The sequence below is a fragment of the Janthinobacterium paucivorans genome, from assembly GCF_051380805.1.
Taxonomy (GTDB): Bacteria; Pseudomonadota; Gammaproteobacteria; order Burkholderiales; family Burkholderiaceae_D; genus Janthinobacterium; species Janthinobacterium lividum_D.
The window spans coordinates 110,690-124,110 of the sequence record NZ_JBNYXR010000008.1 but is presented as its reverse complement, the minus strand read 5'-3'; the positions used below and the strand labels follow the sequence as shown (position 1 = coordinate 124,110).

Sequence of the window (13,421 nt, the reverse complement as noted above, 5' to 3'; positions counted from 1 at the left end):
ACGACGCACGCGGCGCAAGGCAGTTCAGGAAAAAGGACAGATCAGAAAGCGGCGGGCGGGCCACGCGGCTGGACGGGCGTCCAGCCGAACAGAGGCGTGGCGGATTGATAGAATAGCTCGGGCAACAAGCCCGTGATGAGTTCGCCGGAAACGCGCACCAGGGAGCTCGGCGGCATCGACAAGGTGTCAGCATGCATGCTGCAGCAGGGGCAGTCGGCCATGCGCATCGCTGATTTTTCGGGCGCGGAAGATTCTTGCGTGCCGTCGCCCATGGGCATGGGCATAGCTTGCAGGCGCAGGCCGCCCGCCACCGAGCAAATTTCCAGGCTGGGCAAGGCCAGGCCGCTGGCGAGCGTCAGCGCGCGAGACACCGTAGGGGCGAGCGTAGCTAAGAAGATGGCGATACACGCGATCCACAGGACGATACTAGCTTTGCCTTTGCTGATGAACATGGCAACATAGTATCAGGGCAAGCACCGTGAGCCCAGCGCGCAGGTCAAGCCGCCACGACAAATCCGCCTTCTTCGACAGCTTGATGGCGCGCGGCGCATCGGACGCACGGTATCGACGCGTCAGCGCCACATCGGCGGCGTCGGCAGCAACAGTTATCGAGGGCAGCTGTTATCACATGAATACGTTTTCATTTTGCAAACGAGGCCGCAAAAAGGCATACTGACGGCCACGGCGCGCAGATATGCCGCCTAACAAGATACTAAAAGAAGATACTAAAAGGTCAGTTCGTGAACACAATCGACAATAAAAGCGTGCAGACGAAAACATTTCGCTGGAAACGCTGGCAGCGCTGGGCCTTAGGCGCGGGTTGCGCCCTGGCCGCCTACAGCGCGGCCGGCTTCTGGCTGCTACCCTACGTCATCAAAAACCAGCTGCCCAAATTGGCCGAGAAAGAACTCGCGCACCGGGCCAGTATCGGCGACGTAGGTTTCAACCCGTTCACCTTGCGCCTGGAAGCGCAGCGGATTACCTTGACGCAAGCGCCCGGCGTGATTGCCAAGAGCGGCTTGAGCGGATCGAGCGACACGCACGGCACGCCGCTGCTGTCGATCGGCGCGCTGGCCGTCCAGCTGGAATGGAAATCCATCGTGCGCCGCGCCTGGAGCCTGGCGGAAATCCGCATTACGGCGCCGCAAGCGCAGCTGACCATCACGCCCGATGGCAAGTTCAACCTGGCCGAACTGCTGGCCACCTGGCAACGCCGCCACCCGGACAAGAGCGACGGCGCCATGCCGCGCCTCGTCATCGCCCACTTTGCGCTGGAACAAGGCAAAGTGGACTGGCAAGACCAGAAAGCCGGCTATGCGGACAACTTCGCGCCGATCAACTTTACGCTCGACAATATCTCCACCCTGCCCGACACCAACGGCAACTACAGCCTCAGTGCCGACGCGGCGCGTGGCGGCAAGCTGCATTGGCGCGGCACGGCCTCGCTCAGCCCGATCCGTGGCGAAGGCGAACTGATACTGAACGACGCCTCCCTGCCCGGCTTGGCCGCGTATTTGAAAGCTTATACGCGCGCCAGCGTCGTCAGCGGCAAGCTGTCGGCGCGCCTGCCCTACGCTTTTTCTTATGCCGAAGGCAAGCTCGAAGCGACTGTCAAAGGCGCTGGCCTGGCTTTGCGCGACCTGGCGTTAGCGCGCGACGGCAAAGGCGCAGCATTCACGTCGCTACATACTTTAGGCATCGCCGGCGTCAACGCCGACCTGGCACGCCACAGCGTCAGCGTCGATAAAATCAATCTGTACGGCGGCAAGATGGCCGTGCGCCGCGATGCCAAGGGCCAGATCGACCTGGCAAACCTGATGCTGCCTGACCATCACCGATCGGCAACATCGGCAACACCGGCAGCGTCAGCCGGCGCGCCGGCGGCGCCAATCACAGCTGGCAAGTGGACGGTGGACTTGAAACAGCTGGCACTGGCCAACGTGGACGTGTCCGCCATCGATGAAAGCGTCACGCCGGCGCTGCAACTGAGCGCGAAACAATTGCAACTGCAGCTGCAATTGGCGATGCAGCAAGGACAGGCGGGAAACAGCATCATTGTCGATGGCGTCAATTTTAGCCTGGCCGACCTGGCCATGCAGCGCGGCGCGCAAACGCCGTTCAAGCTGGCCCGCTTCGGCTTTACGCAAGGCAAAATCGATGTGGCGGCGCGCACCATCGACCTGGGCGCGCTGACGGCCAGCGGCGCGCAAATCGATCTGACGCGCAACGGCCAGGGAGAGTTCGCGATTGCGCAAAAACTGCCCGCATTTACCTCTGCCGCAACTATCACAAGCAAGGCAGCGCCAGCCGCGCCGTGGTCCGCCAAGGTAGACCAGGTAGAACTGAGCAAGTTCGGCGCCCGTTTCGATGACGCGGGCACTGGCATCAAGGGCAACTTGCAAGATGCCCGCCTGTCTCTGCGCAACGTCAGCAGCGATATGCAGCAGGCGCTGCCGTTCGAGCTTGGCGTGGGCTTGCGCGAAGGCGGCTTGCTCACAGCCAAGGGCAAGTTCGTGCCAGGCTCGGGCGCCGTCGATGCGCAACTGCATCTGCAACAGCTGACCTTGCTCCCCCTGCAAGCGCTGCTGGCGCAGCACGTGAAACTGACGCTGGCCGGTGGCTCGCTATCGGGCAACGGCCGCCTGACGATGGGCGGCGGCGCAGTAAAAGCGCCCAAGGTCCAGTATGTGGGCGGCGTCGATATCGCCGGCCTGGTACTCAATGAAACCGATGGCAAGCGCTTCGCCTCATGGAAAAGCGTGCGCGCCGACAAGCTGACGGCCAGCGTGGGTCCCGATTTTGTCGATATCCCCGAACTGCGCGTGGTCGAGCCGAACGCCCAGCTGATCATCGAAAACGACCGCAGCCTGAACGCGCAGCGCCTGCTGATCAAGGCCCCGGTCCCGGCCCCGGCCCCGGTCCCGGCGCCAACATCGACAATGGCGACGGTCCCACTTGCCAGCGCCACGCCGGCCGCCGACGCCGCCTTCCCCGTGCGCGTGCGCCGCGTGCGCCTGGAAAATGCCAAGCTGGACTTTGCAGACCTGAGCTTGCGGCCCCAGTTCGCGGCCAAGATTTATGCATTGAATGGCTTCGTCACGGGCCTGTCGACGCAAGCCGATGCACGCAGCCAGATCGAACTCGATGGCCGCATCGACGAATTCGGCATGGCCCGCGTGCGCGGCCAGCTGAACCCGTTCGCGCCGACCGACAACACGGACTTGAACGTGCTCTTCAAGAACGTCGATATGGTCGCCGCCTCGCCGTACACGGTGAAGTTCGCTGGCTACAAAGTGGCAGAAGGCAAGATGTCGCTCGATTTGCAATACAAGGTGCGCAATCGCCAGCTCGACGGCAGCAACCAGATCGTGCTCGACAAGCTGACCCTGGGCGAACGCATCGACGGCCCGGATGCCCTCAAGCTGCCGCTGACACTGGCGCTGGCCATCCTCAAGGATAGCGACGGGCGTATCGAACTGGGCTTGCCTGTGTCGGGCGATATGAATAACCCGCAATTTAGCTATGGTGCCTTGGTCTGGAAAGCCGTGGGCAATGTGCTAACGAAAATCGTCACGGCACCGTTGCGCGCGCTGGGCAGCATGCTAGGCATCAGCGCCGACAAGCTCGATGCCATCGAATTCGATGCAGGCAGCGCCGTACTGCTGCCGCCCGAGCGCGAAAAACTCAAACAGGTGGCGCACGTCCTGGCCAAGCGCGAACAGCTCAAGCTCGCCGTGCCGGGCCAGTACAGCGACACCGATGCCAGCGCGCTGCGGGCCCAGGCGGTGCGCCGCAGCGTCATCACCAAGGCCGGCATCAAGCTGAAAACGGGTGAAGAAGCGGACGAAGCAGCGGGTCCGCTGGACTTGGGCGAACGCAAGATACGCAGCGCCCTGCGCGAGCTATACGGCGAGCGCTTCGGCAAGGCTGCGCTGGAGCAGCAAAAGAAGGCGGCGCAGGCCGCTGCCACTGTGGTGGTGGCCGCAGCCGCATCGGCCAGTGCCACAGTCGGCGCCTCGGCCAGCGCATCAGCGAGCGCATCGAGCACTGCGGCAAAGGCCAACATCGCCGTTCTGCAACGCCTGGGCAAGCTGATCGAGGGTGAGCCGCAAGTGGCCGATACAGGCGCGTTCTACCACGGCCTGCGCGAGCAACTGGAAGCGAGTCAGCCGCTGCCTGCCGACGCCTTGGCGATACTGGGCGCGCAGCGCAGCGCGGCGATCTTGGCCGCCTTGCAGCAAGACGGTACGCCGGCAGCCAGGCTGAGCGCAGGCGCGCCGGAAAAAACGCCGGCGGCAACAGGCAAGCTGGTGCAACTGACGCTGGGCTTGGCGGCACAGTAAAAAGCCTTAATATGCCGCAAGCTAGCGCAACCTGGCGCAACCTTCCGCAAGACAGCGCAAGACAGTGTCTGCGCGCCGATAATCTGACACCGTCGCCGCAGGCTGGCGCCGGGCTTGACCAGCCCGGCGCCAGCCTGCAAGACTAGCTTTCCACGGCAAACGGCACGCCCGTCTGCGGCGGCAAGTCCACTCCCATTGCATTGCCTTTGCTGTGCCCATGCCCGTGCGAACTTTCGCCTCGGCAGTGGGCACGGTGTTTTGCTGCGCCGGTCGATGACGGGCGCCAGTCGCGAGGTGCTGCGCCGGCAAGCGCTTGGCCCATCAAAGATGGCTACGCGATGTTGGTTTTTCGTCACAACCGATACTCCCTGCATCGCGCCCCTCACCCGTCAATGTCGACACACAAAATAAGTAATGCGAATAACAAATTTCTCGAATAAATTGAATTTTTGCCGTAAAATGAAAATTGATAAGCCTGGAAACCGATTTTCTTGATTTTCAACCTACACGTGGAGCGCCACCCATCATGACCATCGCCAAACGCCTGTATGCCTTGATTGTCTGCGTCATCCTTGGACTTGCCGCGCTGGCAGGCTTCAGCATCTATCAAATGGGGCGCGTCTACACGGCGGCCAACTATGCCACGGTCAACACCGTTCCCAGCTTGCTGACCTTGAACCAGATCTTCGTCCCTTTCGCACAGATGCGCACGGCCGTCTGGCAACATCTGGCCAGCAAGGATGGTGCCGCACGCGACAAACTGGAAGCGGGCATCAAGGAAGCGCATGCGGCAGTCGGCCAGGCTTTGGACAAATATGAGAAAGAGAATATTTCCGACGAGCAAGACAAGGCGCTGCTGGCCGCGGAGCGCGCCATCCTGCTGCGCTACGACGGCCTGCGCGACAAGGTCATGGCCCTGTCGAAGGCGGGCAACACTGACGCGGGGCGCGACTTGCTGCTGCAGAACCAGCCCCTCATCAAGGAACTGGTCGAAGCCCTCGACGCCCACCAACGCTACAACGAAAAACTGGGCAATATGGGCTCGGTCGATGCCGCCGCCACTGCTGCCAGCGCGCGCTGGATGTCGATCAGCCTGGCCCTGGCCGTGACGGCCCTGGTGGCCGGCATGGGCTTGCTGCTGGCGCGGCGCATCGTCGCCGCGCTCAATAGCGCCGTCGGTGCAGCCCGCACCATCGCCGCTGGCGACCTTAGCGTGCGCATCAGCGCCAGCTCGAACGACGAGGTGGGCCAGTTAATGACCGCCATGGCCGACATGAACCAGAGCCTGGTGCGCATCGTCTCCGAAGTGCGCTCCGGTACGGAGACCATCAATACGGCTTCGAGCGAGATCGCGGCGGGCAACCTGGACCTGTCGGCACGCACGGAACAGCAAGCGGGCTCGCTGGAAGAAACCGCCTCGGCCATGGAGGAATTGACGGCCACCGTGCGGCAAAACTCGGACAATGCGCGCCAAGCCAAGCAAATGGCCGTCAGCGCCTCGGAAAAGGCGGTGCGCGGCGGCGAGGTGGTGGGTGACGTCATCCGCACCATGGAAGCGATCGACAACTCATCGAACAAGATCGCCGACATCATCAGCGTCATCGACGGCATCGCCTTCCAGACCAACATCCTGGCCTTGAATGCGGCCGTGGAAGCGGCGCGCGCCGGGGAACAAGGACGCGGCTTTGCCGTCGTGGCAAGCGAAGTGCGTAACCTGGCGCACCGTTCGGCGGCGGCCGCCAAGGAAATCAAGACGCTCATCAGCGATTCCGTGGAGCAGGTGGGACAAGGTGGCAAGCTGGTTCAGCAGGCCGGTGCGGCCATGCAGGAAGTGGTCGACACGGTGCGCAACGTGACCGACATCGTCAGTGAAATTTCGGCCGCCAGCGCGGAGCAAAGCACCGGCATCGACGAAATCAACCGCGCCATCACGCAGATGGATGAAGTCACGCAGCAGAATGCGGCGCTGGTGGAAGAAGCGGCGGCGGCATCGCAATCGTTGCAGGAGCAGGCGGGCACCCTGGCCGGCGTGGTCGGCGCCTTCAAGCTCGATCATGATCAGGTCGGCGCGGCACCACAGAAGACGCCGGCGCGCCAGGCGGCAACGGCCCCGCAGCCTGCAGCGCGCAAGGCGGCGCCGCCCAAACTGGTCGCCCAGCACGCGTCTGCCACTGCCGCTGCCACGACTACCGCCACTAACCATTCCCGCAGCAAACCGAGCACCAATGCCGACGGCGGCGACTGGGAACAATTCTGAACCAAGCACCACGCTGTATCAGCGGCATCGATCGTTCTGGAGCATTATCATGACATACGTTTTCAATCACGCTCATTGCACGCAGGCATGGCCATGAACGCCTTGCTGGCCGTCCATCCCGGCCTTCGTTGCGACAACGTCTCGCTGGTGGGGCCATCACTGGCCCTGGCAGGCCTGCTGTTGCTGCTGGCCGCCCTGCTCTGGCATCGTCTGCTCTGGCACCGCCTGCGCTGGCAGCCGGCTGCCCGCGCACCGGCCGCCAGTGCAAGAGTTGCCGATCTGCATCAGCAACTGCCTAAGCGCCGGGCTACCTTGCCGGCCAAGGCGCCAGGCACAGCAGCGCCGCCAGAATCGGAGCCGCTGGACCAACCGCCGTTCCAACTGGCCCATCTGGACGCCATGTTCGGTTGCGACCGGCGCCTGCAAGGTGAGATTCTGGCCCTGTTCATGGCCGAAACGCGCGACCGCCTGGCCGGTATCGCCCATGCACTGCGTTGCGAACGCCCCGCCCCGGCGCGCATGCTGGCACAGGAAATTGTCGACAGTAGCGCCGCCATCGGACTGCTGCCACTGCAGGCCCTGGCGCGCCAGGCCGTGCATGCAGGCTTTTCCAACGATATCGGCGCGCTGCGCCACTTGCATGCGCGCCTGCTGAAGGCGCTCGAGGCGCTGTCGCAAGCGGTCACAGCCCTGCAAACGGCCACCGCGCTGGCGCATGACTGCGACGACTTTCGGCACCGGCCATGAATGCGCACATTGATCTGGCGAGCCGGCTTGGCGGCGCTGTCCTGCCCTCGTCGGCCTGGCGCCGCTACTGGCTGGCGACGCTATGCCAGCAGCAGGTGCGGTTCGATGCGCTGGCCGAACAACTGGGCTGCGATCCTGCGCTGACAGGCAGGGTCATCGGCCTGGCGAATGCCGCCGTGTCACCCGGTGAACGCAAGCATGCGGCTATCGATGCCGCGATGCTGGCCGCCATCGGCCTGCCCGCCCTGCGCCAGGCATTCGCCGTCCCGGCCCTGCCAACGGGTACCCATGCGCACTTCGACGAACAACAATTCTGCTCGTACTCACTGGCCATGGCTTGCGCCGCCCGCGTGCTCGGCGATGCGCTGCAACTGGCGCCGGCCAAAGAGCTCTATACATGCGCCTTGTTGGCCAATATCGGCCAACTGGAGCTGGCCATGCGGCATCGGCAAGTGTACGCACAGCGGCCGGGCCAGCACGGCAGCGCCGCCAAGGCACTAATGCTGTGCGAAGAATCGCGGCGCTTCGACCGCCATCATTCGGCGCTGTCAGCCAGCCTGATGCAGCACTGGGGCATGCCGGACATGCTGTGCAACGCCGTGCGCTGCCATGCCGCGCCGCCCGGCTGCGGGCAGGCCGGGCGCATCACAGAGTTGGCCTGGCTGCTGAAGCTGGCCAGCAGTTTCGCCCAGCTGATACTGCGCAATGGCATGGGCGAGCGCGAGCCAGCCCTGGCCGCCGCGCGGGTACTGGGTCTGGATGCGGCGCACATGGAAACCTTGCTGCGCCACAGCAGTGCGGAATGGAGCGAATGGCGCGAGATCATGGAAGCGCCCACCAATCATGCCCTTTGCCGCCCGCGCACCAGAGCCCGGCCAGCTGCACGGCAGGTTTTTAGTGAATTTATCTAATTTGTTAAAATTGATTTTTTTAGCCTAATTGCGTATCATTCCACCCACCTTCATCCCGAGCATAAAATCCATCATGCACACTGCAGACGTATGCACTACCCAAAAGGCTGCCGAGATCCTCGGCATCTCAGTCACATCGGTGCAGCAACTGGTCGAAGCAGGCGTTATCGAAGCCTGGAAGACCAAGGGTGGCCACCGGCGCATTCCCCTCGCAGCGGTCGAGGCCTACAAGGGTAATCCCGGCCAGCAAGGCCAGGATCAGCGCATGGCGCGCGCCAGCCGCGCCGCGGCATCGGGACGCCCGCCGTCCATCCTGGTGATCGAAGACAATCCGATCGAGCGCGCGCTGTATGAAAAGCAGATCGGTTCATGGGGCTTGCAGGCAAGCTTGCGCTTTTGTGAGAACGGCTACCAGGCCCTGATGGAAATCGCCCGCGACCAACCCGACATCCTGTTGGCCGACATCATCATGGAGGGCATCGATGGCTACGAGGTCATCCGTACCATTCTGGCCGACCCGCTACTGGCAGACATGCATATCGCCATGCTGTCGAGCCTGACGCCAGAGGAACTGGAAGAACGCGGTGGCGTGCCGCCAGGCGTGGTGTTCTTTGCCAAACCCGTCAATTACGACGAGCTGCGTGGCTATCTGCGCGCCTGCTGCGCCGGCCATGCGCGGCGCAACAGCCTGGCCGTCTAGCCCGCCACCGCTGTTCCTTCGCCCTGGAGCCCCCCCCCATGCAAGCCTATCGCCACATCGACCCAGCCGTGCTGTTCAAGGCCGCTTGCCATGACCTGGAAATGTTCCGCGCCCTGTCCCAGACCTACCTCGATACGGCGCCGGCCATGTATGCGAGCGTAGAAAAAGCCGTGCACAGCGGTACGGCGCAGGCCATCGTGCATAGTTGCCATACCTTGCGCGGCACCGTGGTCTTGCTCGGCGCCCACGCCTTGACGGCGCGCCTGGCAGAGCTGGAATATCTGGTACGCCACCAGGGCGTAGCGGCAGCCGGCTGGCTGGCCGAAACGGCAGCGCTGGTCGGCGCAGTGGAGCAAGAGGTACGCCGCAGCATGTGCGAATATACGGGCGCGCAGGCATGAACGCACGCCAGGGCATACTATGCCTGGCGCACCGCTATCGGCCGCGCACCACGGCAGCCGTGGTGGGCTTGGTGCTGGTGTGCCTGCTGGCGCTGCTCATCGTCGTTTCCGGCGTGCTGCTGCAACGCGAAGCGGTCGATGACTGGAAACAGGACCTGTCCAACCTGTCGCTACTGCTAGCCGAGAACACGGCGCAAAGCATGACGGCGGCCAGCCTGGTGCTCGACAGCGTGAGTAACGACATCGGGGCCGCCACGCCCGCAGACGCGCGCGCGCTAGCCGCCGTGGCCAGCACCGAGGCCATGCACCAGATGCTGCGGCACAAGATCGGTGGCGTACCGCAAGTGGATGTCGTGTCCATCGTTGGCAGCGATGCCAGCGTGCTCGCTTTCAGCCGCGCCTTTCCCGCGCCGCCCTTGCGCCTTGATGAACGCGATTACTTCGAGTATCACCGGCGCAACCCGAACGGCGGCATGCATGTCAGCGCGCCGGTGCAAAACAAGGGCAACGGCGCCTGGACCTTTTACATCAGCCGGCGTATCAGCGCTCCGGACGGCCGCTTCCTGGGCATAGTGCTGGTGGGGCTGTCATGCGACTTCTTCAGTAAATTCTTCCAGAACAGCAGCATCGGCGAACACACGGCCTTTTCCCTGTACCGCAGCGACTACACGCTGCTGGCGCGCTGGCCAGCCGTGCCCGCCATGATGGGCAAGCGCAACCTGACGGGCAGCACCTATCTTTTGCTGGAACAGGGCAAGACGCATGGCGTGCTGCAGGTGGAGCGGCCGCGCGCGGCCGAACAGGGACGCACGGTCGACCGCCTGGCCGGCGTGCGGCTGGTGCGCGACTATCCGCTGGCCATCAACGTGACCATTACGGACGATGTCTACCTGGCGGGCTGGCGGCGCATGCTGCGCACCATGGGCAGCGCGGCGCTCATCAGCCTGCTCGTGCTGGCGCTGGCCATCGCGCTGATCATGGCCCTGTTGCGGCGCCAGGAGCGCGACGCGGCCGGGGCGCTGGCGCTGCAAGCGCGCGCGGAAGCGGCCAATGCGGCCAAGTCGCGCTTCCTGGCCATCATGCGTCACGAGATCCACTTACCGATGGTCGGTATCGCCGGCATGACCGAAATGCTGCAGGGAACTGAACTCGACGCGTCGCAACAGCAATATGCGCAGCGCATCGGCGATGGCGTACAACACCTGAAGCGCGTCCTCGACGATATCGTCGACCTGTCCAAGGTGGAGGCAGGCCAGATAGATATCGCGCTAAGCGATTTCAACCCGCAGCAGCTGCTCGATGAGGTGCTGGCGCTGCAGTGCCCGCAAGCAGACAGGAAGAAGCTGCAACTTGTCAGTGATATCGACAACAGCGTGCCACAGCGAATTTGCTCGGACCGTACACGCATCGCGCAAATCCTTGGCAATCTGCTCAGTAATGCCATCAAATTTACACCGTCGGGCAGCGTGACAGTGCACCTGCGCCTGGAGGCGGCAACGCCGGACGGCGCCAGCGCCTGCCTCGTCGCCAGCGTCAACGACCAGGGCATCGGTATGAGCGGGCAGCAGCTAAGCCGTATCTTCGCGCCGTTTGGCCAGGCCGACGACAGCATCAGCGGCGCCTATGGCGGCACGGGACTGGGCCTGAGCATCTGCAAACACCTGGTGGCGCTGCTGGGCGGCGAGATTTCCTGCCGCAGCGAGCCCGGCGCCGGTTCCCGCTTCACCGTGCGCATTCCTTGCCAGGCGCTGCAGACGCCGGGCGTCCCCACGCCAGCGGCAGTACCTGCCCTGCCAGCACCCGCATCGGAGCAAGGACTGGGGCCGACACCAGGGCCGGGACCGGAGCCGGGTGCGCGCATCCTGCTGGTCGAGGATACGGCCCTGAACCGCCAGTTGGTGTGCCTGCAATTGGCCGCCCGTGGCTACCACATCGACACGGCGGAGAATGGCGCACTGGGCCTGCAAGCCCTGGCCGAGCAGCAATATGATCTGGTCCTGATGGACTGCATGATGCCCGTCATGGATGGCTACCAGGCTTGCCTAGCCTTGCGCGCCCGCGAAGCGGCCAGCGGCACGGCGCGCCTGCCCGTGATCGCACTGACGGCTGGCGTTACCGAGGACGACCGGCAGCGCTGCGTGGCGGCCGGCATGGACGATTACCTGTCCAAGCCCTTTACGGCCGCCCAGCTGCGCGCGATGGTGGAGCGCTGGATACAACACTGTTGACATAAAAATCTATTTATTCGATGAAATCAACTATATTCGCTATAATTGATAAAGGAACGTAGCAGTGCCGCTGGGCATACGCGCGACATGGCAGACCTTGCGAAGGCAGCATGCGAAAGTACCGATACTGGAAGGCCGTGGCGTGGGAAAGCTGCGATACGCGCACCTTGCTATGGTTCTTCATGGCGCTCCTGCTGGCGGGACTGTGGAGCATCACCGTGCTGCAATTGCAGCACGCGCACGACAGCGCCATCGCCGATGCCAGACGCGATGCGCGCAGCATGGCGCGCATGTTTGACGAACACGCGATGCGCACGATCGAAGGGGCGGACCAGGCCGTCACCTATCTGCGCAACCGCTACCAGACGCTGGGCAAGCGCCTCGACATCGTGGCGGACCTGCAGCAAGGCCTGCATCGCGCCCCGTTGTACAACCTGTTGACCATCGTCGACGAACACGGCGATACTTTACTCTCTAGCCGTCCCTTCAAACCGACCAATCTGGCCGACCGCGAGCACATCCGGGTACACATGCAGCGCGACAACGGCGAACTGTACATCAGCAAGCCCTTGCTGGGCCGCGTATCGAAGAAATGGTCGATCCAGATGACGCGCCGCATCAACCATGCCGATGCCAGCTTCAAGGGCGTGGTCGTGGTCTCGTTGGACCCGTATTACTTTACGCGCCTGTACGACGAAGTCGACCTGGGCGACAACAGTTCCATCGCGCTCGTCGGCAGCGATGGCGTGGTGCGCGCGCGCCGGGTTGGTGCCGTCAACAGCATCGGTCAGGATATTAGCGACAGTAAAGTATTCGCCTTGATGCAAGGTAAAACGCGCGGCGGCTTTACCGAGCGCAGTCCGGTCGATGGCACGCTGCGCATTTACGCCTACGAAAAACTGGCCAACTACCCGCTCTACATACTGATAGGACTGGACCGCGACACGGTATTTGCCCACTACGTCTCGCGCCGCAACCAGGCCTTGCTGATGGCAGCCGTGACGAGCGCACTGATCGTGCTGTCGTGGGCTGCGCTGGTGCTACTGATTGACCGCCTGGTCGACAGCCGCGCCAGGGCCATCGCCGCCAGCGAGGCCAAGTCGCGCTTCCTGTCGAATATGTCGCATGAATTGCGCACGCCCCTCAATGGCATCCTGGGTTTTTCCGAGCTGCTGCTGGAGCAGCTGCGCGAGCCGGAACAAGCCGCCTGCGTGCAAACGATACACGATAGCGGGCGCCAGTTGCTGGCGATGGTGGAGGCGGCGATGGAACTGAGTGCGCTCGAAAACGACCAGGTGCGACTGAAGTTTGCTGCCGTGCCGCTGCACCAGCTGATGGCGCTGGCGCTGGCGCCGCACCGGCAGCGCGCGGCGCGCAAAGGCTTGCAGCTGGCCCTGCACGTCTCACCGGCAACGCCGCCCAGCATCGATTGCGACCGCGTCCGCTTGGTGCGCGTGCTCGATATCGTGCTCGACAATGCCATCCGTTACACGCCCACAGGACGGGTCGATGTCCACGTCACGCTCAATGGCGCGGACCTGCAGATCGAGGTGCGCGATACAGGCACGGGCATCGCGCAGGCGCAGCAAGCGCGCATCTTCGACAAATTCTCGCAGGCCGACGATACGCCCAGCCGCGCCCACGGCGGTGCCGGCATGGGGCTCGCTATCGCGCAGCAGCTCGTCACCTTGATGCGCGGCAGCATCGGCGTGGAATCGACGCCGGGCCAAGGCGCTAGCTTCCGCCTGCGGCTACCGCTTGGCGGTACGGCCAGCGCAACGGCGCAAGATATCAAATTGACCACACTATCACATGCATAGTCGCACACAAAAGT

General features: G+C 63.6%; 9 protein-coding genes. 8 read left to right on the top strand and 1 reads right to left on the bottom strand.

What is annotated here, in order from left to right; translation table 11 throughout:
• Positions 1–41 precede the first annotated feature (41 nt).
• Positions 42–452: a DUF2946 domain-containing protein gene (locus ACQ4V8_RS11980; protein ID WP_070347296.1), complete on the bottom strand. Its 411-nt coding sequence runs from the start codon at positions 450–452 to the stop codon at positions 42–44.
• 288 nt (positions 453–740) lie between these two features.
• On the opposite strand from ACQ4V8_RS11980, the gene ACQ4V8_RS11975 reads away from it, so the two are divergent.
• The 8 genes from ACQ4V8_RS11975 to ACQ4V8_RS11940 all read left to right on the top strand — a co-directional run bounded on the left by ACQ4V8_RS11975 (position 741) and on the right by ACQ4V8_RS11940 (position 13,407).
• The gene (locus ACQ4V8_RS11975; protein ID WP_436571524.1) at positions 741–4,343 is read left to right on the top strand and encodes a DUF748 domain-containing protein; all 3,603 of its coding nucleotides are present in this window, start codon (positions 741–743) and stop codon (positions 4,341–4,343) included.
• 526 nt (positions 4,344–4,869) lie between these two features.
• Entirely contained in the window at positions 4,870–6,600 is a 1,731-nt protein-coding gene (locus ACQ4V8_RS11970; RefSeq protein ID WP_436571523.1) for a methyl-accepting chemotaxis protein, read from the top strand.
• Positions 6,601–6,693: 93 nt separating this feature from the next.
• Complete coding sequence (locus ACQ4V8_RS11965; protein WP_142303390.1) at positions 6,694–7,347, top strand: Hpt domain-containing protein; 654 nt, start codon at positions 6,694–6,696, stop codon at positions 7,345–7,347.
• Complete coding sequence (locus tag ACQ4V8_RS11960; RefSeq protein WP_436571522.1) at positions 7,344–8,258, top strand: HDOD domain-containing protein; 915 nt, start codon at positions 7,344–7,346, stop codon at positions 8,256–8,258. The genes ACQ4V8_RS11965 and ACQ4V8_RS11960 overlap by 4 nt, the downstream gene beginning before the upstream one ends.
• 73 nt (positions 8,259–8,331) lie before the next feature.
• Entirely contained in the window at positions 8,332–8,958 is a 627-nt protein-coding gene (locus ACQ4V8_RS11955) for a response regulator (RefSeq protein ID WP_010398542.1), read from the top strand.
• Between the two features lie 38 nt (positions 8,959–8,996).
• On the top strand, positions 8,997–9,359 hold the full coding sequence (locus tag ACQ4V8_RS11950) for an Hpt domain-containing protein (protein WP_010398544.1): 363 nt from the start codon (positions 8,997–8,999) through the stop codon (positions 9,357–9,359).
• On the top strand, positions 9,356–11,587 hold the full coding sequence (locus ACQ4V8_RS11945; protein WP_436571521.1) for a hybrid sensor histidine kinase/response regulator: 2,232 nt from the start codon (positions 9,356–9,358) through the stop codon (positions 11,585–11,587). The genes ACQ4V8_RS11950 and ACQ4V8_RS11945 overlap by 4 nt, the downstream gene beginning before the upstream one ends.
• 110 nt (positions 11,588–11,697) lie before the next feature.
• Positions 11,698–13,407, top strand: a complete 1,710-nt coding sequence (locus tag ACQ4V8_RS11940) for a sensor histidine kinase (protein WP_436571520.1) — start codon at positions 11,698–11,700, stop codon at positions 13,405–13,407.
• The last annotated feature ends 14 nt before the right edge of the window (positions 13,408–13,421 follow it).